This is a genomic window from Prevotella veroralis (assembly GCF_018127765.1).
Taxonomy (GTDB): Bacteria; Bacteroidota; Bacteroidia; order Bacteroidales; family Bacteroidaceae; genus Prevotella; species Prevotella veroralis.
Genome location: NZ_CP072330.1, coordinates 897,998 through 920,252 on the forward strand (window position 1 = coordinate 897,998; position 22,255 = coordinate 920,252).

Annotated in this window: 19 protein-coding genes; 4 read left to right on the top strand and 15 right to left on the bottom strand. The window is 39.4% G+C overall.

Annotation, left to right across the window (positions count from 1 at the left end; genetic code table 11):
* Window positions 1–45: 45 nt before the first annotated feature.
* Complete coding sequence (locus J5A55_RS03775) at window positions 46–1,308, top strand: Nramp family divalent metal transporter (RefSeq protein WP_004383615.1); 1,263 nt, start codon at window positions 46–48, stop codon at window positions 1,306–1,308.
* 687 nt (window positions 1,309–1,995) lie between these two features.
* Here the strand turns inward: J5A55_RS03775 and J5A55_RS03780 are convergent.
* From J5A55_RS03780 to J5A55_RS03795, 4 genes are all read right to left on the bottom strand, one after another.
* On the bottom strand, window positions 1,996–4,560 hold the full coding sequence (locus tag J5A55_RS03780) for an ATP-dependent Clp protease ATP-binding subunit (RefSeq protein ID WP_004383617.1): 2,565 nt from the start codon (window positions 4,558–4,560) through the stop codon (window positions 1,996–1,998).
* A 142-nt stretch (window positions 4,561–4,702) separates the two neighbouring features.
* The gene (locus tag J5A55_RS03785) at window positions 4,703–4,837 is read right to left on the bottom strand and encodes a hypothetical protein (protein ID WP_004383619.1); all 135 of its coding nucleotides are present in this window, start codon (window positions 4,835–4,837) and stop codon (window positions 4,703–4,705) included.
* Window positions 4,827–6,263, bottom strand: a complete 1,437-nt coding sequence (locus J5A55_RS03790) for a DUF4270 domain-containing protein (protein ID WP_004383620.1) — start codon at window positions 6,261–6,263, stop codon at window positions 4,827–4,829. Before J5A55_RS03790 ends, J5A55_RS03785 begins: the two co-directional genes overlap by 11 nt.
* Entirely contained in the window at window positions 6,263–7,072 is an 810-nt protein-coding gene (locus J5A55_RS03795; RefSeq protein ID WP_004383621.1) for a glycogen/starch synthase, read from the bottom strand. The genes J5A55_RS03790 and J5A55_RS03795 overlap by 1 nt, the downstream gene beginning before the upstream one ends.
* Window positions 7,073–7,245: 173 nt before the next feature.
* Between J5A55_RS03795 and panC the strand changes: the two genes are divergently transcribed.
* Window positions 7,246–8,103 (top strand): pantoate--beta-alanine ligase, encoded by an 858-nt coding sequence (gene panC / locus J5A55_RS03800; protein WP_004383622.1) that lies wholly within the window; start codon window positions 7,246–7,248, stop codon window positions 8,101–8,103.
* A 7-nt stretch (window positions 8,104–8,110) separates the two neighbouring features.
* A complete protein-coding gene (panD, locus tag J5A55_RS03805; RefSeq protein WP_009434044.1) occupies window positions 8,111–8,455 on the top strand; it encodes an aspartate 1-decarboxylase in 345 nt (114 codons plus the stop codon).
* Between the two features lie 631 nt (window positions 8,456–9,086).
* On the opposite strand, the gene J5A55_RS03810 is transcribed toward panD, so the two are convergent.
* From J5A55_RS03810 to J5A55_RS03860, 11 genes are all read right to left on the bottom strand, one after another.
* Window positions 9,087–9,515, bottom strand: a complete 429-nt coding sequence (locus J5A55_RS03810) for a biotin/lipoyl-containing protein (RefSeq protein ID WP_004383626.1) — start codon at window positions 9,513–9,515, stop codon at window positions 9,087–9,089.
* Between the two features lie 11 nt (window positions 9,516–9,526).
* Window positions 9,527–9,676: a hypothetical protein gene (locus tag J5A55_RS03815; RefSeq protein ID WP_009434108.1), complete on the bottom strand. Its 150-nt coding sequence runs from the start codon at window positions 9,674–9,676 to the stop codon at window positions 9,527–9,529.
* 17 nt (window positions 9,677–9,693) lie between these two features.
* Window positions 9,694–11,259 carry an acyl-CoA carboxylase subunit beta gene (locus tag J5A55_RS03820; protein ID WP_004383628.1) on the bottom strand — a complete coding sequence of 522 codons (1,566 nt, stop codon included), beginning with the start codon at window positions 11,257–11,259 and terminating at the stop codon, window positions 9,694–9,696.
* 158 nt (window positions 11,260–11,417) lie between these two features.
* Window positions 11,418–11,891, bottom strand: coding sequence for an HU family DNA-binding protein (locus J5A55_RS03825; RefSeq protein WP_004383629.1), 474 nt, complete (start codon window positions 11,889–11,891; stop codon window positions 11,418–11,420).
* 233 nt (window positions 11,892–12,124) lie between these two features.
* Window positions 12,125–13,744 (bottom strand): hypothetical protein, encoded by a 1,620-nt coding sequence (locus tag J5A55_RS03830; protein ID WP_004383630.1) that lies wholly within the window; start codon window positions 13,742–13,744, stop codon window positions 12,125–12,127.
* 28 nt (window positions 13,745–13,772) lie between these two features.
* Entirely contained in the window at window positions 13,773–14,000 is a 228-nt protein-coding gene (locus tag J5A55_RS03835) for a hypothetical protein (RefSeq protein ID WP_039851437.1), read from the bottom strand.
* A 441-nt stretch (window positions 14,001–14,441) separates the two neighbouring features.
* Window positions 14,442–16,574 (bottom strand): YgiQ family radical SAM protein, encoded by a 2,133-nt coding sequence (locus J5A55_RS03840; RefSeq protein ID WP_004383633.1) that lies wholly within the window; start codon window positions 16,572–16,574, stop codon window positions 14,442–14,444.
* Between the two features lie 17 nt (window positions 16,575–16,591).
* On the bottom strand, window positions 16,592–16,927 hold the full coding sequence (locus tag J5A55_RS03845; protein WP_004383634.1) for a hypothetical protein: 336 nt from the start codon (window positions 16,925–16,927) through the stop codon (window positions 16,592–16,594).
* 20 nt (window positions 16,928–16,947) lie between these two features.
* A complete protein-coding gene (locus J5A55_RS03850; protein ID WP_004383635.1) occupies window positions 16,948–19,539 on the bottom strand; it encodes a golvesin C-terminal-like domain-containing protein in 2,592 nt (863 codons plus the stop codon).
* Complete coding sequence (locus J5A55_RS03855) at window positions 19,529–20,095, bottom strand: 1-acyl-sn-glycerol-3-phosphate acyltransferase (RefSeq protein ID WP_004383636.1); 567 nt, start codon at window positions 20,093–20,095, stop codon at window positions 19,529–19,531. Before J5A55_RS03855 ends, J5A55_RS03850 begins: the two co-directional genes overlap by 11 nt.
* A gap of 2 nt (window positions 20,096–20,097) precedes the next feature.
* Window positions 20,098–20,370, bottom strand: a complete 273-nt coding sequence (locus J5A55_RS03860; protein WP_004383637.1) for a hypothetical protein — start codon at window positions 20,368–20,370, stop codon at window positions 20,098–20,100.
* Window positions 20,371–20,573: 203 nt separating this feature from the next.
* Here J5A55_RS03860 and J5A55_RS03865 point away from each other — a divergent pair, with 203 nt between their 5' ends.
* Window positions 20,574–22,217 carry a diphosphate--fructose-6-phosphate 1-phosphotransferase gene (locus J5A55_RS03865; RefSeq protein WP_004383638.1) on the top strand — a complete coding sequence of 548 codons (1,644 nt, stop codon included), beginning with the start codon at window positions 20,574–20,576 and terminating at the stop codon, window positions 22,215–22,217.
* Window positions 22,218–22,255 lie beyond the last annotated feature (38 nt).

A 22,255-nucleotide genomic window follows, 5' to 3' on the forward strand; every position in this document is an offset into this window, starting at 1 on the left:
GTTTTCTCGTATAGATAATGTAACTTTGCAGGAAACTTATTAATTATGAAGAATATTTTAAAGGACTTGAAGCGAAAGGATCACCCACATGTATTGGGCGCCTTGGATATTTTTAAATATATTGGACCTGGATTATTAGTTACTGTTGGATTTATTGATCCAGGAAATTGGGCAAGTAACTTTGCCGCAGGATCGGAATATGGTTATGCCTTATTGTGGGTTGTAACCTTATCAACTATTATGTTGATAGCGTTACAGCACAATGTTGCTCACTTAGGTATAGTTACAGGCTTATGTTTGAGCGAAGCTGCTGTTAAGTATGCCCCGAAATGGGTTGGACGCCCTATTATTATTAGTGCGATTCTTGCAAGTATCTCTACTTCGCTTGCCGAAATATTAGGAGGAGCGATAGCATTGCAGATGCTATTTGGAATGAGCATCCCAACAGGTTCCGTGCTTACTACGGTGGCTGTGCTTATTATGCTCTTTACAAATAGCTACAAGAAGATGGAACGTGCCATTATTGGTTTTGTGTCAATGATTGGACTTTCATTTATTTATGAGCTTTTCTTGGTTGACATTCATTGGCCGTCAGCAATAGAAGGAGCTTTTGTACCCACAGTTCCTCAAGGTTCACTCTTGATAATTATGAGTGTGTTGGGAGCCGTTGTCATGCCCCATAATCTCTTTCTCCATTCCGAGATAGTCCAAAGCCGCGAAATTCATTTGAAAGGAGACGAACGTATTCAACACATGTTGAAATATGAATTCATTGATACCCTATTTTCAATGATAGTAGGGTGGGCAATCAATTCAGCAATGATACTTTTAGCAGCAACAACTTTCTTCTCTCATGGGCAACATGTTGAAGAACTATCCCAAGCGCAGGCAATGTTACAGCCTCTATTAGGAAATAACGCAGCCAATATCTTTGCCATTGCTTTGTTATTAGCCGGCATATCAAGCACCATTACGAGCGGAATGGCAGCAGGTAGTATCTTTTCTGGTTTATTCGGTGAGTCGTATAATGCGAAAGATACCCACTCTATTGTAGGAATTGTTTTATCCTTGGGTATTGCGCTTTTGATAATTTTCTTTATAGGAGACCCTTTTAAAGGCTTGATTATCTCACAAATGTTCCTATCTGTCCAGCTTCCTTTCACCGTCTTTTTGCAGGTAGGACTAACATCTTCAAAGCGAGTAATGGGGAAATATGCAAATAGTAAGCTCAATATGATATTCCTTTATTCATTGGCTGGTATCGTAACAATGCTGAATATTTGGCTTTTGATAGAAAGCCTAATGTAACTTTGATAATTTGTAAGATACTGTTAGATAAGGAAACAGACCAATTTACTCAAATCATTTTTTGTAATGAAATATTGTCAGATTTAACACTTCTCCTTGCGTTTTTATCCAGCAAACCCTTATTCTCCCTCAAATACGCGAATTTTGAGGTAATTTGGGGCTTAGTTGTAAGTATCTGATATATAGGTATTTATAAAATTTAGGCTTACTCTCAGATAAAAAATCTATTCGATTTAGGTAAAAAGTACCTACCTTTTTGCAAAAATGGAGGTACATTTCACCAAAAACGGAGGTACGTTTTACTAAAAACGGAGGTACATTTCACCAAAAACGGAGGTACGTTTTACTAAAAACGTATATACATTTCACCCAAAACGTATATACGTTTTCCAAAAATCGAATATTCCTTTTAAAATCTATGATTATTGAGTTCTATTTTATCCTATAATAAAAAAACAAAATGTAAAAGATATTCTTATTTTTTCTTATAATACATAAAGCTATAAAATAGATTGTTTGCAAATAATTTGTGGAGGGTTTGCGAACAATTCTCTGTATCTTTTATTATGGTGTTGCGTTCGTTAGTTACGGATCATACACATGTGGGGCACGGGAGTATAGCCCGTGCCCCACGAAAGTACATTTCTTTGATGTTGATATCTTCTGAATTAAATCCTTTTACATTCTTCAAGAAGCTGTTTCTTCATCTATCTTTGCAGTAGAAGATTTCGCTTCAAACTTTAGCTTCTCGCTATCTTTTTCTTTAGAAATGTGAATAGTATCACCAGATTTCACTTCATTAGAGAGGATTAGCTCGCTTAATCCGTCCTCAATATAGTTTTGTATAGCACGTTTCAATGGTCGGGCACCGAATTGCACATCGTATCCCTTTGTTGCTACGAAAGTCTTTGCGTCATCGGTTATCTCCATGTTATAGCCGAGTGCCTTAACACGTTTGAATAAACCTTGAAGTTCAATGTCTATAATCTTCAGAATGGCATTGAGATCAAGTTGATCAAATGTGATAATCTCGTCTAATCGATTAAGGAATTCTGGCGCAAATTGCTTACTCAAGCTCTTCTGAATAATACTACGTGCACGTTCCTTATCGCTTTCGCTGTGGGAGAGTCCATTTAAGTTTACTGCTCTAAAGCCTACACCTTGCCCAAATTCCTTTAGTTGTCGGGTACCAGCATTGGAAGTCATGATGATAACTGTATTACGGAAGTCGATTAATCTTCCATTACCATCGGTCAATCTTCCTTCATCAAGTACCTGCAAAAGCATATTAAATACATTGCCATGTGCTTTTTCTATCTCATCCAATAAGACGATAGAGTAGGGATGACGGCGGACTTTCTCGGTAAGTTGACCACCTTCTTCATATCCAACATATCCTGGAGGCGCACCGATAAGTCTAGACGTATTGAAGCTTTCTGTGTATTCGCTCATATCAATACGTATTAGTGCATCGGAAGAACCGAACATTAGCTCTGCCAAACGTTTCGCTAAGTAGGTCTTACCGACACCTGTCGGACCTAAGAACATGAAAGCACCTATTGGATGATTCGGATCTTTCAAGCCGACGCGGTTGCGTTGAATGGCTTTTACCATCTTGTCGATAGCTGTATCTTGTGCAATAACCAGCTTCTTTAGGTCTGTATTCATGTTTTTAAGTCGAATACCTTCGGCTTCTTGCATACGCTGTACAGGTACGCCTGTCATCAAAGAAACGACATCGGCAATAGTATCTTCTGTGATTTCTACCTTGTCTGTATCATCTCCTTTTTGCCATTTCTCCTGTTCTTCCTTCAGTTTTTGTTCTAATTCCGTCTGTTTATCACGGAAGCCAGCAGCCAGTTCAAAGTTCTGATTCTTCACTGCGTCTTGCTTTTTTTGCTGTGCTTCCTCTATTTGTCCCTGAATGTCAAGGATAACCTGTGGGACTTTCACATGCTGAAGGTGAGTGCGTGAGCCTGCCTCATCAATAATATCGATAGCTTTATCGGGGAAGAAACGGTCAGAAATATAGCGATCTGCATACTTTACGCATGCTTTCAAGGCTTCTTCTGTGTACTTTACGTGATGGTGTGCCTCATAACGATCCTTTATATTCTCAAGGATTTGTAAGGTCTCTTCTATAGTTGTTGGTTCGACTTGAACTTTCTGGAAACGACGTTCTAAGGCTCCGTCCTTTTCTATAGAGTTGCGATACTCATCCATTGTTGTCGCACCAATACATTGGATCGTTCCTCTGGCTAAGGCAGGCTTTAATATGTTGGCAGCATCCATTGAACCTGGGGAGGAACCTGCTCCGATTAAGGTATGGATCTCATCAATGAAGACAATAATGTCTGGGTTTTGTTCGATCTCTTTTATCAAAGCGCGTATGCGTTCCTCAAATTGTCCTCTATACTTAGTACCAGCAACAACAGCAGTTAAGTCAAGTGTCATCACACGTTTATCAAAGAGGATAGGGGAGGTAAGACGCTTTACAATAAGCTGTGCTAATCCTTCAACGATTGCACTCTTACCAACACCCGGTTCACCAATAAGAATTGGATTATTCTTCTTCCTGCGACCAAGTATCTCACTAACACGCATGATCTCTCGCTCTCGTCCGACAACAGGATCAAGCTTACCATCTAAAGCAGCTTGAGTTAGATCCGTTCCAAAACTATCTAGGACTGGAGTCTTAGACTTTGTGCGAGGTGCTTGAGTTGTTTTCGTATTACTAGAACTAGAAGAAGATGACATCTCTTCATCATCTAATTCATCCTCATCGGCCATACCAATACCATTCTTTGGATGATTGGCATGCGGTTGTAATAATGCTACAACATTATTATAACTAAGACCTTTCTCTTCTAACAAAGCCTTTGCTGCATTGTTTGAAGAGTCATGAAGTATTGCGAGAAATAGATGTATGATATCCACCGTCTGCGAATGCTGTAAACGTGCTTCGAGAACAGACAACTTCAATACATTATTTGCCTGTTCGTTCAATAATAAGTCCGAAACAGACTCATCTGTTCCGATACTCTGCTCTTGTATCTTATCTTCTATTTCTCTTTTCAGATAGTCTATATTAACCTCCCAACGGTTGAATAAATCCCAAACAGGTCCTGACTTCTCTCTCAGGATAGCTAACATGATATGTTCTGGAGCAACTGACTTACTTGTCAATCGCTTAGCTTCCTCTCTACTGAATGAAAGAATTTCCGAGACTTTCGGGGAAAATTGATTCATCATATCCTAAACCTTTCTTATTTATTAACTCACTTATTTAAGGGTAATAAAGCCCTATTATAGTGATGTGATATAAACAAATGCTATGCCAAAACAAACATTAATCGGATATACCTATGCTTGGTATATCCGATACTATTGATATTTAACGTTTATCTTTGGTCATCGTGTATTCTTGAGAATTTACCTTATGTATAGACTTCAACTTCTTTTTCTTAAGCCAAGCTGCTTTACGGCGTTCGTAATCCTCTCGATGACGCTCTAAGAAGTTATCTGCCATTGAACTTGCTATATATAACTGAAATCTTTATGTTATTCGTTCCTGCTGTGTTACCTAACAACTTTGTGCTTGATAACCCCATATCATGAGAAACCTTCGTAATCTTAGTTATTGCATTTTCACCTGTACCTTGTTTAACAGTCTGTACTTCAACAGGGACTAGCATAACTTTACCCCAGTTAGCACTACCATTCTGATGGTGCGCAAACAGGCTCACTATACCAGCCATATTATTAAAGGTATAAGCATTTTGCTTTGAATTATAAGTTGCTAAGAACGATGTTTTATTATCTGGAAGACGATTGTTAGTAAAGAACGATTGCACACTATCTGAAGGAATCATCACAATGTTCTTTGGTATACCAAATTGATAATTACTTGTTGATGTATTGTTCTGACGTAACAAAACAATCTTGGCAGAATTAATAGAATCAGAAGAATGTCCTGACAAAATGTCAGACATAGGTAATGATAATTCTGTGAACAATCCTGCTGGCGTTTTTAGATAGGTGTGTCCAGTCTCTACTGCTAACTGATGTAATCGAGTGTTGTCATTAGAGAAGTTAGTCATCTGTAGCACTTCTTCTGTACCAATAAGGTTGGTAGAAATTTCCCTTATCTTTCCTTTCTCTTTATGCTTGAAATAAATATTGAGTTGGGCTGTCAGAATATGTGCCATAGAACCAGAACCACCATCTATCTTAAAGTAGAAGCCTGGACAAATCTCATGCAAGAATCGATATACATTACGGAAAGCTATTGGATTTTGCTCATACTTACGCATCAAGTAGGTTCCATAATTATTATATGTCTGCCCATTCTTGTCGATATAAGGCTTATTCAATCTGATAATAATGTTGCGTGTATAGCCTTTTTTGTCACGAATACTATCAGCCTCTGTATAATCTAATAAGGTGTAAGAACGTCGTTCTGCAATTCCATTTGTACGTATATAACCCTGTGCCTCAGGGTCAAAGTCAGAGTAATAAACCTGTCCTTCCTCTATTGGCTTTTGTAGTTCATACGCAGTGAGCTTCATCTGACTAAGAGAATCACCATAGTAAGAAGAATAGTACAAACGTATATCACATGAGTCTGCTATGATTCCATTAGCATCACGACTCATAATGGAGTCTGACTTTGGCAATTGATAATCACTCAAAACATGGAATTGTGCCATGAAGTTTCCTGTAACCATTGACATAGTTTCAGGATCTTCCATTCGCCCTAAGTATCCAGTTGATGTACGTCCAATAACTCTATCTGCCAATACCGTTTTCGATGTTACATTGAAAGTATCAGCTTTTACAGAGAGTTTATCAATGTTGTCTATTAATGAACCTCCAATTGTATTAGTCGTATCGTCACATGATACCATGCCGAAACAGGCTACTAGTAAGCATGCTACAATAAAGTTTCTTTTCATTAAATCAAGCTGTTATAAAAATCTGAATACTTACCCTTTAGTTCCGTATCATTAGCTACATGCTCAAGAAGTTGCTTTTCGTTATTCTTTGCATAATCAGTTAGTGCGTCATTAACGCCCTCACTAGTGCTAATAACTCCATCAGAGTAGTCGATCGCCAACTTACCAAGTTCCATAAAGTCAAAGTTATCCCCATACTTCTTTAGACTTTCAGTCTTTGCTTCGCGGAACTCTAAACACTTCTTGAAGTTAGCCCCAAGACTATCCTGTGGTTGTTCAGAGAAAAGGGATGTTACTACTTTTGAGTTAGCAAATTGAGGCTCATCACGGTAAGCCGTCTTAACATAGAATGGTATAACAGATGCCATCCAACCTTGACAATGAATAATATCTGGTGCCCAACGGAGCTTCTTTACAGTCTCAAGGACTCCTCTTGCAAAGAAGATTGCACGTTCACCATTATCTGGATAATCATTGCCTAATTCATCCTTTGTCATAGCAGAACGCTTCTGAAAATAGTCTTCATTATCTATGAAATAGACTTGAATGCGAGTCTGCGGGATACTTGCCACCTTGATAATCAATGGATGGTCAGTATCGTCTATAACCAAGTTCATTCCCGAGAGGCGTATCACTTCATGTAACTGTCCACGACGCTCATTAACACTTCCCCACTTAGGCATGAAAGTACGAATTTCATAACCAGCTTCTTGCATAAGGTGTGGCATCTCAGAACCATAATGAGACATTTCTGTCTCAGGTACGTATGGTATGATTTCTTGATTAACAAATAATACTTTCTTTCCCATTCTTTATGTTAGAAATTTATATTGCTCGCAAAGGTACGAATAAAAACTGAGATAATGCTCGTTTTCAATTAGAAAGGGTGGAAATATGTTACTTATTCTCATTATTTCATGTTATTTCTCGTCTTTTTAATAATTTTGTTGTTACTTTGCAGCCGTTTAATTATCAATTACTGATGAAAGTATTTAAAAAGATTGTTGATATCCAGAATGAGCTTTTCCTTTTGCGAAAAGATAACAAGACTATAGGATTAGTTCCAACAATGGGGGCTTTACATGAAGGACATGCGTCTCTCGTTAAGCGAAGTGTGGAAGAGAATGACGTAACGATTGTCTCTGTCTTCTTAAATCCAACACAATTCAACGATAAAGGAGACTTGGAGCGTTATCCACGCACACTGGAGGCTGATTGTAAACTACTTGAACAATGCGGTGCCAACTATGTCTTTGCCCCATCTGTTGATGAAATATATCCACAGCCTGATAATAGGCAGTTCAATTTCCCTCCACAATCAACAGTGATGGAAGGTGCTAAGCGTCCCGGTCACTTTAATGGTGTCTGCCAAATCGTCAGTCGATTGTTCTATATCACACGTCCTAACCGTGCTTACTTTGGTGAGAAAGATTGGCAGCAGATTGCCGTTATTAAACGTCTCGTAGAATATCTTGGTTTGCAGAAGGATATAGAAATAGTTGAATGTCCTATCATTCGTGACAAAGACGGATTAGCAAAGAGTTCTCGTAACACATTGCTTACCAATGACGAGCGTGCTATTGCTCCCAACATTTACAGAGCCTTGAAGGAAAGTATAGAGTTCTCTCAAAGCCATAGTGTAAAGGAAACTCAAGATAAGGTTATATCTGACATCAATGCTATATCTGGCTTAGAAGTTGAATATTTCGCAATCGTAGATGGTAACACACTTCTTGATGTTACTGATTGGAACGAATCATCAAATATCGTTGGTTGTATAACTGTCTATTGCGGTAAAACTCCAATTCGATTGATTGACCATATTAAATATAGAGGATAGAAAAGAAATGCAAATAGAAGTATTAAAGAGTAAGATACATTGTGCAACAATCACAGAGGCAAACCTTCACTATATGGGAAGTATAACCATTGATGAAGACCTCATGGATGCAGCTAATATGATAGCTGGTGAGAAAGTGCAAATTGTCAACAATAACAATGGTGAACGTCTTGAGACTTATATTATAAAAGGTGAGCGTGGAAGCGGTTGCGTTTGTCTCAATGGTGCTGCCGCCCGTAAAGCCGTTGTAGGTGATACTGTAATTATCATCTCTTATGCAATGATGGATTTTGAGGAAGCTAAGAAGTTTAAGCCTTCTGTTGTATTCCCAAAGGAGGGGAATACTCTTTAATAGTAAGCAAAAGACTTAAGTTTGAAGTCCAATAATTCTTATTAGTAGGGATTGATACACTACTAATAATGAACTTAATTATTACCCCATTAACTTATGCGAACACATTAACTTAAACTTATTTCTATGTTTAAGTTAATGTCTCGTTAACATCCAACTTAAGGTAAGACAGACCTCTAACTTGAAGTACGAAGGTATTTTAAGTAAGAGTACGATGTTATACACGCTTGTATAATTGATTATACACGCCTGTATAATTAGTTATACACGTTTGTATAATAGACTATACAAACGTGTATAAAGAAGTTTATTAAGTAGAAGTCCAAAAGATGTTTAAGTTAAAGTACGATTGGACTCTAACTTAAAGTACGATTGGACTCTAACTTAAAGTACAATCAACCTCTAACTTAAAGTACATTTGTCGTTTAACCTAAAGGCTCTCTTCATACAAGAGCGGGTGTCTAACGGAGTTATTCTTTATGTGGAATCCATGTTTTTTATACATTAGATGGGGCTAAACATTAAAGTGCCACCTTATTATATAGTAATCCCCGAAAGTGATGTAAATCGACTTCCGGGGCTTACCTTATTTATATATACTAATTACATGTACATAGAGAACAATATTGTCTTACTCAATAACAACCAATGGGTCATCCTCAAGTACAGCTTGACCAACTTTAACAGCAATAGCGGTTACCTTACCATCCTTTTCAGCCTCAATGCTATTTTGCATCTTCATAGCCTCAAGAACAACTACGGTGTCGCCAGCCTTTACTTCCTGTCCAACAGTTACTTCAACAGAAGTGATAGTACCAGGTAGTGGAGCCTTGATAGCAGCAGATGCGTTGATTGCAGCTGCTGGTGCAGCGTCTTCGTTAGCTTCAGTTGCAGCAGGTTTGCCGAGTTCAACCTTCTTCTTCTCTGGCTCAGTTGGCTTATCCATCTGAACACTGTATTTGTCACCATTTACAGTAACTTCAGCAACATTCTCTGCGCTAATCTCACCAATCTCGACTTTATACTCTTTGCCGTCGATTGTATATTTAAATTCTTTCATTTGACTTTCTATTATGGTTTCTTTGTCATTATCTCGAACTTAGCATCCCACATTGTTTGCTTTGGCTTAATGGTTATAATGCTTGGTTCGATGTCGTGAACATTGTTTCCGGCAAACTCGTAGAGTGCCATCGCTATTACAGCATATACGTTCTTATCCATAGTCTTGCCTCCTGCAGTTACATTGGCATACAACCATGCTTCTTAGCTGGGAGATCTTGCTTCTTGTGAGCAAGTTGTGCTAAGCCACGGCAGATGCGGAAACGAGTGTTGCGTGGTTCGATAACATCATCGATATAACCAAATTGAGCTGCTTGATATGGATTAGCAAACTTCTCTGAGTATTCCTCTTCTTTCTCTGCGAGGAACTGCTTTACATCACCACCCTGCTCTTTAACTTGCTTAGCCTCCTTACCACAGAGTACTGCAACTGCACCAGAAGCACCCATTACAGCAATCTCTGAGCTTGGCCATGCGAAGTTAAGATCTGAACGAAGCTGCTTGCAACCCATTACGATGTGTGAACCACCATAGCTCTTACGCAATGTGATTGTAATCTTTGGTACTGTAGCTTCGCCGTAAGCGTAGAGCAACTGAGCACCATGAAGAATAACGGCATTGTACTCCTGACCTGTACCTGGGAGGAAGCCCGGTACATCAACAAGTGATACGATTGGAATATTGAATGCGTCACAGAAACGAACGAAACGAGCACCCTTACGGCTAGCGTTCGTATCCAATACACCTGCGTATGCTGAAGGCTGATTAGCAACGATACCAACACTCTGACCATTGAAACGAGCGAAACCAGTAATGATATTCTTAGCAAACTTAGGTTGTACCTCGAAGAACTCTCCGTTATCGGTTACAGCTTGGATTACCTTATACATATCGTATGCTTGGTTTGGATCGTCTGGGATAATCTCATTCAAGAGGTCTTCCTTACGATCAATAGGGTCGGTACACTCTACGCGTGGAGCTTCCTCACGATTGTTAGAAGGAATATAAGAAAGCAACTTCTTTATCAAGTCCATTGCCTCTTCTTCTGTCTTAGCCGTGAAACTAGTTACACCACTCTTAGACGCATGAACGCTGGCACCTCCAAGATGTTCTGCATCAATGTCCTCACCTGTAACTGTCTTAACAACCTTAGGACCTGTAAGGAACATATAACTTGTTTGTTCCTTCATGATGATGAAGTCAGTTAAAGCTGGAGAGTAAACAGCACCACCTGCACAAGGACCAAGAATGCCAGAGATCTGTGGAATCACACCTGAAGCAAGAATGTTGCGCTCAAATATCTCGCCATAACCTGCCAATGCAGAGATACCCTCTTGGATACGTGCACCGCCAGAGTCGTTCATACAGATAACAGGCGCGCCGTTGGTCATAGCCATATCCATTACCTTACAGATCTTCTGTGCCATGGTTTCTGAAAGAGAACCACCATTTACAGTAAAGTCTTGAGCATAGAGATAAACAAGGCGACCATCAATTGTTGCTGAACCTGCAACAACACCATCACCTAGATATTGTTTCTTCTCCATACCAAAGTTGTGGCAACGATGGAGTTTGAACATATCATACTCCTCAAAACTACCTTTATCAACCAGCATTTCAATGCGCTCACGTGCTGTGTACTTGCCGCGCTCATGCTGCTTATCAATGGCTTTCTGACCACCGCCTAAGCGAGCCAACTCACGCTTCTCTACGAGAGCCTTGATCTTTTCTGTTTGCTTACTCATAATTTGTTTTTATTTTCTTATAACCGTATTCTTATCTTCAATCTGATTATCCCTTTCAAGAAAGCTCTAAAACACCCTCCGAAAGAACCAGATGCAAAAGTAATAAAAAAGGTGGAGATACTAATCTCCACCTTTTTAAATATTGTTAAGGTATATCTTTATCCTGCTACTGGTCCACTCTCTTCTTTATTCTCCTTTTCTTTCGGAGAGGGGTCGGGGCTTTCCTGTTTCTTTCCTTTCTTTCGCGCTGGATTATCCACATCTACCTGCAACTCCTTCAACGCCTTGCGCACCGGACTCTTCCAAGTCAATGTCAACCTCGGAGCTTTAAGGCTCTTGGCACATACGTCTTTTTCGTTCTCCTCCATCTTAGAAGGTACATTCACACGCAAAGAGAAGATGTCGCCGAGGTCTAAGCCTGTTCCCATGCGTGCACAATCCAAGATAAGGTTACGCAGCGTAATAATCACATTCCGTGCATCACCTTCTGTCAATGAGGTCTCACGAACAATACGTTCCAACACCATTTCGGGTGAAATCTTCTGTTGACCTTTCGGTACGGCAATATACACCGTCTTACCCTTCATTTTTCCCATTGTCGCCTTACGAGGCGCAACTTTAAATTCTAGCATTGTGAATCAGAATTTAAATTAAACATTATATTCATAATAACATCATTTTAATGTCCTTTTTCATGTATTTTATATCCAGCGGTTGGGGCGTCTTGTACCCAGCTGCTGGGTAGCGTCGTACCCTGCCCGTTGGGTAGCCCCCTACCCATTCGCTGGGTACGATCGTACTTCTTCGCTGGGTACGATTATAGTTCTTCGTTGGGTACAAAACAGACTACGAAGGACAATAAGGATCATTCAAACATACCTACCCTCAACCCGAGATCGCGAGTATTGGAGCTCACTCCGACGGAACTTCCGGCAAAAAACAGGCAGTATGCGAGTTTGTCAATGTTGCTGTTAATCGGAACATAGCCGCTTATCATTGGAACAGCACTAGATGACCAATAGAAGCCGACCCTACCAACACCGCCCAGCTGACCGGAGCCGTAGGAACCCAAGGCGGGCAGGTAGAAATAGTTGCTGGCATTGGCTGCAGATGGGAACTCTGAGTTGGTGATACTACTGTTGGAGTAGACCTTCCCTGTTGTACGCATATCAGTTGCCCCATCTGCAGATTTCTCAGTGTTGTAATGCCCCTCTGCTATCAACACAGACTTCTTCTTAAGCCACATGCCACCTTTATATAAATGCCCCATAGTAGTCCATACTTCATCACCATCCCAACGTGGGTCACCATACATTACGTACCAAGACATTTCGTTAGCATTTGGTAGGTCTTTACATGGAGTGTGGGTAGCAGGATTACTTATGCCAGGTCCAAAATTTGTTTTATTATAATAACGTGGGTCACTATTGTTATAAGCGTAGTCATTGGATGTGGTAGCACCAAAAAGATTATAATTGAGTATTGGCTGACTACCTCCGAGATTCCATTCATGACCCTTCCAATATTGATCCTGTGCATCCCACATATAGTAATTACCATCGTAATCACGTACATTGAGGTTGGCGGTCACATCGTAGTAGGTGTTTGAGGCGTAGTTTGTAGAAGGTAGCGACTTTGTGATAGTACCCTCTACATGGGTTACTATATCTTTTACCCAGTAACGTACCTTTAAAATATGGGATCCTGGCTTGATGATCATGTAAGCTCCGTTAGTAGTTAGGCTAGGAACACTGTTGGTTAAAAGAAAGCCGTAGGGATTGCTACCGTTGCCTCCTGTGATCAAGGTGATCTTCTTACCACCTGCAGAAATTTTCAAGTTGTCCGTGCTAGTGTTGACAGTATAAGTCTCTGCTATATCGTTATCAGAGATTACTTCGACCTTTGTCAAGTAGCATTTATTCAGAATTGTGTTACTTGTATAAGGCAGGAAGACTAGGTAAGCTGGCTGATGCTCTAATTCAAAAGCAAACTGTTGCTTGCTTGCCACCTTTGTTGCCATAGCAGTTCCATAGTCACCAGATGTACCAAAGTGCTCTGTATTGTCAGGCTTCGCTTGTATTTGAATCGCAGAGATTGTTACTTTTCTATCAACAAAGTTACTATTCTTACCCAAATAATAAACTTTATAGCTTGCACTTGCGGTAAACTTACCCGGTACCATATATTTAAAAGCAGCGACCTTGCTGGTTGGGGCATTTCTGCTTCTCCGCAATATGCCATCATCATCCTTTACATAGATATAGTCGTCTTCCTCCCAATAGAAGTTACCGCTGCTATAATCTAGTGATGTGCGAGTCTTTGTCTCGTCACCTGCCACAAAGATAGTGAGATTCTTGTCGTTTTCCTCATTGGGATCCGTTGGGTTCTGTGTTACATCCTCGTTAGCGCAGGATGTAAAAGCCGTGGCTATGCCAAACACGAAAGCCAAAGACTTTAGTCGTGCGGTGAATGAATGTAGTCTCATTGTTTTCTTCCTTACTTTGTTCTGTTCATTAATAACTCTCTGTAAGCCTTCCCATGATAGGGCTCTCTTCGTCCTCGTCCTCTCTCTCGTCTTCGTCCCATAGCATTGAAGCTTTTGCACTTGAGATTACACCGCCATGATGCCCTGGTCTATGTTGACTTGGGAAAGACGTGTCCATCAAATTAGTGGTCTCATTCATTTGGATTATCATGCAATGAGGTACAGAATAATCCCTCTTAGTTTGTTCTTTTCTCATAACTTTATTAATTAAAATAGCTGTTATTTCGTTCTTATTTTGCTTAAAATCGAGTTCACAAAAGGGCATAAAAAAGCGAACAAAGGAAACTCTTAGAAGTCCTTTGTTTACAGGGGTTACGGCACGCTTCGCGCGCGCGTATGCGAGAAGAAAAAATATGTTATTAGACGCTAGGTGCGAATGTGTGTGTGTGTGTGTGTGTGTGTGTGTGTGTGTGTTAGCAAATTATTTGGATTGACCAAAGATAAAGTGCAAAAAGATGCAAAGAATCGAATAATTCTTTGCAGTACTTCATTCACTTGATATGTCATTGCTAATTCTTTCACGGCGGCAAAGGTAAGAAGAATAAATTAAAGGAGCAAGGAAAAGAAGAAAAAATCGTAACCTTGCCCCTCAAGTCTTAACTAATTCCTAGCTTAAACAGGAAGTACGACATTAAGATTATCGTTGTTTATGGCGGCGACCTCCCATAAAGTTGGGGTTATAACTCTTAGGTTTCTTACCTCCATTACTTGTTGTGCTTTTGTGGCGAGTATTAGGCTTATCGACCTTTCCAGCACTGCGCCTACGCGGTATGTCTGGAGAACTACCAACAGCCTTTGGATCATATACAGCACGAGGATGACGCTTAGGCACATTATCATATAGTTTGCCAATCAGGTCACTGCGCCCTATACGTTGTAATTCTCGTTCTATATCCCGACGTGCCTCTGGCTTGTACCAAAAGAAGAACTGTCGTTGAGCTAGTTTCTCTTTGGGGGTCTTTGCTGAGAAGATAGGCTCTAAAGTATATGGATCATAACCTGTGTACCATGCCTCTGTTGATACAGTCATTGGAGTTGGAGTGAAGTCCTGTATTTGCTCCAAATGGAAGTCTAAGTCCTTTGTCAGTACTGCCAATTCTGCCATATCTTCTTCCTGACATCCAGGGTGTGAAGAGATGAAATAAGGAATAATCTGTTGTCGTAAACCTTCTTCACGATTGATCCTATCGAATATTCTCTTAAAGATATAGAACTGTTGGAAGGAAGGCTTTCGCATTAACTTTAGAACACGATCTGAAGTGTGTTCCGGAGCAACCTTTAGTCGTCCACTGACATGACGTGTAATCAGTTCATGTGTGTATTGTCTTGCTGCTTCATTACTCTTCTCATCTTTACTCTTGTGCAATAGTAAATCGTATCGAACACCAGAACCAATGAAACTCTTTTTAATTCCAGAGAGTTCATCAACAGAATGATAAATATCGAGCAGTCTTGAATGATCAGTATTGAGGTTAGGACAAATCTCTGGGTTTACACAGCTTGGACGTTTACAATGTTCACATGCCTTCTGATTCTTACCAGCCATACCATACATATTAGCTGAAGGCCCACCAAGATCGGAGAGGTAGCCTTTGAAATCAGGCATCTCTATAACTTGTTTTACCTCTTTCAAAATACTTTCCTTAGAGCGACAGCTAACAAACTTACCTTGGTGAGCGGAGATCGTACAGAAAGCACAGCCACCGAAGCACCCACGATGAATGTTAACACTATGTTTTATCATTTCGTAGGCAGGGATTGTTTTACCACGATACTTGGGATGAGGTTCCCGAGTGTATGGCAAATCGTATGCAGCATCTATCTCGGCTGTAGTCATAGTAGGGTAGGGAGGATTTACAACAGCATAAAGATTATCTACTGCTTGTAGAATACGTTGAGCATGCTTCTTGTTGGACTCCTCTTCTATATACTTGAAGTTCTCTGCTTGGAACTTTTTATTATGAAGACATGCTTCATGTGAATGGAGAACTATATCATCCTCATTAATTCCACCAGGTATTTCTTCTTCTTTACATAGATAGACTGTTTGAGGGACATTCTTAAGATCTTTTATCTTAATCCCTGTTTCTAGTTCCTTTGCAATCTCAACTACTTGCTTTTCCCCCATACCATAGATAATCATGTCTGCATGTGCATCACAAAGAATACACTTGCGCAGGCAATCTTTCCAATAGTCATAATGAGTCAAGCGGCGTAAAGAGGCTTCGATACCTCCCAACACTACAGGAACATCAGGATAAAGTTGTTTTAGAATATTAGCATAAACAATACTAGGATACTCTGGACGTAAGTCGTGACGACCATCAGGGGAATAAGCATCTTCCGAACGTAAGCGACGATTGGCAGTGTACTTATTTACCATTGAGTCCATGGCTCCTGGTGCAATGCCAAAGTAGAGACGAGGACGACCAAGTTTCTTAAAGTCTCTAAGGTCACCATGCCAATCAGGTTGTGGTACAATTGCAACTTTATAACCAGCAGCTTCTAATGTACGACCTATAACAGCAACCCCGAAAGCAGGATGATCAATATAGGCATCACCTGAAAAAAGGATGATATCCAACTGATCCCATCCTCTTAATTCAACTTCTTTCTTTGTTGTCGGCAAAAAGTCGGTTAATTGAAACCGACTATAACTTTTTGTTTGCTCTTTGGAAGCAGTTACTTTTTGCTCTCTTCTTTGTTGAGTAGAAGTTGTGTTCTTTCTATTCTGCTTAGCAGATTCTTGTTTTTTCTTTTGTGAACTCAAACGATTACTTCTTTAGTTTATTCTTCTATTGCCTCTTCTCCAAGATTCACCTCAACCTGATGCTCTGCAACCCAGGTCTTGTAAAGCTTAATGAGATTGTTAAGTCCAATAGCTTTCATATTTTGGTTGTAAATAACATCTAAACATAAATCCAAAAGTTCTTTATCCTTTCCTGGTTCAGACTCTAATAGACCACGTATATTAAACTTTAACTTATCAAGAATGTTTTCATCAACAATTCCATTAGAATCTACAAGACCAGTGAGAAGGGCATACTTCTGAATAGTTTTTAGATGTTTATCACTAATTTCGATACTTCGCGTGCCTGTGGCATTTGCTTGAATTTTGTACATAGCTTTAACTTTTAAGATTATTATTTACTCATCAAGTAAGTGATGATTCCTTTCATTATGTTGTTACGTATAGATGAACTCTTTATACATTCAAGAGGGAAAGATGTGGTAAACACGCTATAATCATTACCTTTGTATGCTACAGCTGCACCATGCCCATCAGCATAAGTAAGAGCACAGAAAGCATTATCTGTTGGTAATATATTATCAGGTGTATAGGCTCCATAATGCTGCTCATTTATTGTGCGATAGATATCAAATGACGTTCCCATTCCACTAACTATAGAATTGTAATTATTAGCATTAGAACCATCATAAGAAACTTTAAGATAGTTCTTCAACCAAAGTTGTTCATCTGCACCTTGCATATCTGAAGCAAGATAGGAACCACTAACAAGCAGCTTACCATGCTTCTGGAGATACGCCGAAAGTTTTTGACGAAGAGATGGTTTAAAACTTTTATAATAAATAAGACTGTGCCCATCATCTTTCTCATTTCCAAGTACTAAATCAACAAGGGTATATTTGGAAAGATCAATCTCGCCATTTTCTACAGCTTTACTACTACAACTAACAATATTATAATTACCAGCATGTGATAAAGCTTCCGCATGTTCACGTGTATAACTAAAGTTATTACCTGCTATAACTTTACCAACAAGTTCTTCGCCACCATAACCAAGAGCATTTACACCTTCTTTTCCCATCATAGAAACATCGAAGTTGCTCTGCCTACCACTCCAGCCTGCATTATTAATGTAACTCAAACCAGGGTCAGCTTCTATATCAAATCCTTGCTCTAAGTTGTTATTGATAACAGCTGGAGAAGAAAGACGATGAAAACCATTGATAATTAAAATGGTCTGTTTTGCACCATTACGTTGGAAAGCAGATAATGTCTCTGTTGGGAAACTTTCTCCACCACGATTACAAGCTGTAATCTTAAAATTATAGACCATTCCTGGTTCTAATTCAATGTCGCAATAAGAATCACGCACATTCACACCATTATCAAAGCCACTGTTTCCAATAGATGTATAAACATTATATGAAGTAGGTATAGCTGTTGGCTCACTTACATCTGATGTAGCTTTCCACTGCAAACGTATCTTCTTGGCAGAAATATATTCTATTTTAAAGCTATTAGGAGCAAGTGGTTGAACCACGTATCTTGTATGATGCATATCTGCTTCATACTTCAGAATAGTCTTATATATAGAACGTGCTAGTGTAAACTTTAAATTAGGATCTTGTCCCAACTTTATATCAGGGAAGTTTTGATGTGATAAAGTTTCTAATATTGCAGAAGGAACAGTTGGTAATCTTGTTTCACTATAATTACGATCCCATACAGAACGTGTTTGCCAAGAGATATTAAGGCTCTTTTCGATATCTTTCTTTGCATTTGCAACAAGCTGTTGAGCCAATGTCTTAGATGCCTGACGAGAAAGACCATCGCCCAATGTACTGTTACCTTGTTGTGTAGTACATATTCCTAATGTTCCAACCAGACTACCATCTGACTTTACCCCCGCATCACTATGTACTGCTAAAGAAAGTTCTATAGGAACCATCTTACCATCTTTCACATGAGGAAGATAAGAAGATCCACCAACTAGCCAATTTGTCATTAGTGAACGAGAATTAATGTCGTCATTATAATCATTAGAACCATTACTTGTGCTAACAACATTCCTTGGAGCACCAGCCCATTGAGTATAATATCGGGCACCTTCTAGGAAACGTGGTAATCCACTAACAGAAGTTCCACGAACAATATTGCCCATACCACCACCAAAGCGAACAGCATCAGCAGTGACAATCCCCTTATGAGCACTATGATTGGTGAGTACTACAGAGTTATTGATACTATTTCCTTTATCAAAATCGAAAGTACCAAGATATACCCATGTTCCTCCACCCATTCTTTGATTAACATGGAAATGTGTTTCCTGCCCTTTATGAAATACAATATATTCTGCATCATCGACACTCTTCTTCTGTGTTTGATAGCTTACATATACAGCATAACGCCCAGACTCAGGAATTGTCGGTTGATAAACAACTGAACTTAATTTACTTTTACGCTTACGAGACTTTACTTGGCGGGCTGTACCTGCTATGAAGGGATTCTCACCATCACTATAACTGCCATAATGCTGTGCAAAGCCTGGTACAGATGTATTCTCCCACTTCTTTTTCAGACTTTCTTCTTTATAGCCATTATACTTGCTATCGTTATCAACGATTACTTCATTCTTTTGCCAATCTCTTTCACGAGGAGTAAAGACTATTGCACCAGCATTCTCTAGCATTGGAATGAGATAGGGGAGTACTATTGTTTGAGTATATAAATCTTCCGTTGTACCAAACAGAATTGGACGTTGCCATTTCCATGTACCTTTCTTTGAATCGTAATATCTCCCGTGAGATGCCCATATAGAAAGGTGTCTATTCTGCAATCCTTCAGAGATCTCATTTGGACGAGACACATTCTTTACCCACGGTTTCCCCTGATAATCGGTCTTGTCCCATGTTATTTTGCCCATTTGTGCATGTAAATTTAGAGTAAATACAGCAACAAGCGCAGTACACAACCATTTAATCTTCATTATTTATCTCTCCAATTGTGAATAGCTCTGGATGTCTACCTTTAAAGTCTTTGAAATATAATTTTATCTCTTTCAATTCTTTCTCTATATCCCCTGTTGGAGTTATCACTTTAGAGCATACTATCGTTTTCTTTTCAAAATCGACACCATAGAGGAAGATTGGCAATTTTGCTTTCATTGCTATATAATAAAAGCCTTTCTTCCATTCAGCATTTAAACTTCTAGTTCCCTCTGGAGTAACACAAAGTTGGAAAGAGTCAGCCCTTATAGCATAGTCAGCTAATCGATCTGTCATACTCGTGTGCTTATCACGCCAAACAGGTATTCCTCCAAGTTTACGAAACATCCAACCTAAAGGCCAAACAAACCATTCCTTTTTCATCAAGAAATTGCTATGAAGCCCTTCAGCTCGTGCATACAACTGCCCTATTATAAAATCCCAATTACTTGTATGAGGTGCAAGACAGATAATAGCTTTATTGGGTAAAATGAAACGAACATCTTTCTTCCACCCCATACGTTTATATAGAAGCCACTTTGAAAGAGATTGCAACATTACTATGCGAGGTTATTAAGTTGGTCAATAACTTCATTGACTTCCTTACTAAATTTATCTTTGAGGTCTTTGAAATATACCTTAGCAGGCATACCAGGCTCAACATGTGAGACGCGTCTAATATAATTATTGTGCATAGACAAAATAGAAGTGAGGAGAGCCTCTATATTGTCTGACTCACGACTCTCACCATAGAGAGAAGCTGCAATACCCTCTACAAACAAGTCACCACAAATATAATTAATGGTGCGCTTAAGATCTCTTTTGTTGCTCATATTAATCCTAAATAATCTATTATTTGACTTTTAAATGTTCAAAGATAGATAAAATAATTAGAAATACAAATATATCTCCGACTAAAATAGAGTTAAAAGAATAAATTAATGCCATTTCTTTTTATTTATCAGATAAAAAAAGTAATTTTGCATCATAGATAAATTATTAATAATTCATATATTTAAATCATTTTATTTACACAATGGAAATTAGCGCATTGCAGAAGGAAAGAGCAGGTTACCAACCTAAGTTGCCAAAAGCTCTTCAGGGTGCAGTAAAGGTAAAAGAAGGTGCTCCTACACAGAGTGTTGATAATCAGGAGGACATCAAGAAGTTGTTTCCTAATACATACGGAATGCCTCTCGTAGAGTTCGAACCAGCTGACTCTGCTAATAATGCAAAGATGAATGTTGGTGTAATCTTATCAGGTGGTCAGGCTCCTGGTGGTCACAACGTTATCTCTGGCTTATTTGATGAAGTTAAGAAGTTGAATCCAGACAACCGCCTCTATGGTTTCCTTATGGGACCTGGTGGTCTTGTTGATCACAATTATATTGAGATTACAGCTGAGAACCTTCAGGCTTATCGCAATACTGGTGGTTTCGATATGATTGGTTCAGGAAGAACTAAACTTGAGAAGGAAGATCAGTTTGAGAAGGGACTTGAGATCATTAAGAAACTCGACATCAAGGCTGTTGTTATCATCGGTGGTGACGATTCTAACACAAACGCTTGTGTTTTGGCTGAATATTATGCAGCAAAACAATATGGCGTACAGGTTATTGGTTGCCCAAAGACAATTGACGGCGACTTAAAGAATGATCAGATTGAAACCTCTTTCGGTTTCGATACAGCTACTAAAACTTACTCTGAGCTTATCGGTAACATCGAGCGTGATTGCAACTCTGCTCGTAAATACTGGCACTTTGTTAAGTTGATGGGCCGTTCTGCTTCTCACATTGCCCTTGAGTGCGCATTACAGACACAGCCAAATATCTGTCTTATCTCTGAGGAAATCCAGGCAAAGGATCAGACTTTGAATGACATCGTTGAGTACATTGCAGGCGTTGTTGCATATCGTGCAGCACAAGGCAATAACTTTGGTGTTGTTTTAATCCCAGAAGGTCTCATCGAGTTTATCCCAGCTATCGGTCGTCTTATTCAGGAATTGAATGATTTGTTGGCTGCTCATGGTGCTGATTATATGAACCTTGACAAGGATGCACAGCGTAAGTATATCCTCGAACACCTATCTGCTGAAAACAAAGCTACATTCGAAACTCTTCCTGAAGGCGTTGCTCGCCAGCTTTCTCTCGATCGAGACCCACACGGAAACGTACAGGTTTCTCTCATCGAGACTGAGAAACTTATCTCAGAGATGGTTGCTGCTAAGCTCGATCAATGGAAGAAAGAAGGCAAATATGAAGGCAAATTTGCTGCTCAGCACCACTTCTTCGGTTACGAAGGTCGTTGCGCTGCTCCTTCTAATTTCGACGCTGACTACTGTTATGCACTAGGTTCTTCAGCTGCTCAACTAATCGCTAATGGCAAAACTGGCTACATGGCTATCGTAAAGAATACAACTGCTGGTACAGACCAATGGAAGGCTGGAGGTGTGCCTATCACAATGATGATGAACATGGAGAAGCGTAATGGTGAAATGAAACCAGTTATCCGTAAAGCTCTTGTAGAACTTGATGGAACTCCATTCAAGACTTTCGCAGCACAGCGTGATAAGTGGGCTAAGGAAACATGCTACGTTTACCCAGGTCCTATCCAGTATTGGGGACCTTCTTCAGTTTGCGATCAAACAACTAAGACTCTTGTCTTAGAGCAAACAAAGTAAGCATACCCATAATAAGAAAGGTGTGTCAAATAAAAACT

What these genes read in the sequence shown, in the direction of transcription:
- J5A55_RS03775 (WP_004383615.1), top strand. Translation starts at nt 46, where the DNA reads ATGAAGAATATTTTAAAGGACTTGAAGCGAAAGGATCACCCACATGTA.
- J5A55_RS03780 (WP_004383617.1), bottom strand. Translation starts at nt 4,560, where the DNA reads ATGATGAATCAATTTTCCCCGAAAGTCTCGGAAATTCTTTCATTCAGT.
- J5A55_RS03785 (WP_004383619.1), bottom strand. Translation starts at nt 4,837, where the DNA reads ATGGCAGATAACTTCTTAGAGCGTCATCGAGAGGATTACGAACGCCGT.
- J5A55_RS03790 (WP_004383620.1), bottom strand. Translation starts at nt 6,263, where the DNA reads ATGAAAAGAAACTTTATTGTAGCATGCTTACTAGTAGCCTGTTTCGGC.
- J5A55_RS03795 (WP_004383621.1), bottom strand. Translation starts at nt 7,072, where the DNA reads ATGGGAAAGAAAGTATTATTTGTTAATCAAGAAATCATACCATACGTA.
- panC (WP_004383622.1), top strand. Translation starts at nt 7,246, where the DNA reads ATGAAAGTATTTAAAAAGATTGTTGATATCCAGAATGAGCTTTTCCTT.
- panD (WP_009434044.1), top strand. Translation starts at nt 8,111, where the DNA reads ATGCAAATAGAAGTATTAAAGAGTAAGATACATTGTGCAACAATCACA.
- J5A55_RS03810 (WP_004383626.1), bottom strand. Translation starts at nt 9,515, where the DNA reads ATGAAAGAATTTAAATATACAATCGACGGCAAAGAGTATAAAGTCGAG.
- J5A55_RS03815 (WP_009434108.1), bottom strand. Translation starts at nt 9,676, where the DNA reads ATGGATAAGAACGTATATGCTGTAATAGCGATGGCACTCTACGAGTTT.
- J5A55_RS03820 (WP_004383628.1), bottom strand. Translation starts at nt 11,259, where the DNA reads ATGAGTAAGCAAACAGAAAAGATCAAGGCTCTCGTAGAGAAGCGTGAG.
- J5A55_RS03825 (WP_004383629.1), bottom strand. Translation starts at nt 11,891, where the DNA reads ATGCTAGAATTTAAAGTTGCGCCTCGTAAGGCGACAATGGGAAAAATG.
- J5A55_RS03830 (WP_004383630.1), bottom strand. Translation starts at nt 13,744, where the DNA reads ATGAGACTACATTCATTCACCGCACGACTAAAGTCTTTGGCTTTCGTG.
- J5A55_RS03835 (WP_039851437.1), bottom strand. Translation starts at nt 14,000, where the DNA reads ATGAGAAAAGAACAAACTAAGAGGGATTATTCTGTACCTCATTGCATG.
- J5A55_RS03845 (WP_004383634.1), bottom strand. Translation starts at nt 16,927, where the DNA reads ATGTACAAAATTCAAGCAAATGCCACAGGCACGCGAAGTATCGAAATT.
- J5A55_RS03850 (WP_004383635.1), bottom strand. Translation starts at nt 19,539, where the DNA reads ATGAAGATTAAATGGTTGTGTACTGCGCTTGTTGCTGTATTTACTCTA.
- J5A55_RS03855 (WP_004383636.1), bottom strand. Translation starts at nt 20,095, where the DNA reads ATGTTGCAATCTCTTTCAAAGTGGCTTCTATATAAACGTATGGGGTGG.
- J5A55_RS03860 (WP_004383637.1), bottom strand. Translation starts at nt 20,370, where the DNA reads ATGAGCAACAAAAGAGATCTTAAGCGCACCATTAATTATATTTGTGGT.
- J5A55_RS03865 (WP_004383638.1), top strand. Translation starts at nt 20,574, where the DNA reads ATGGAAATTAGCGCATTGCAGAAGGAAAGAGCAGGTTACCAACCTAAG.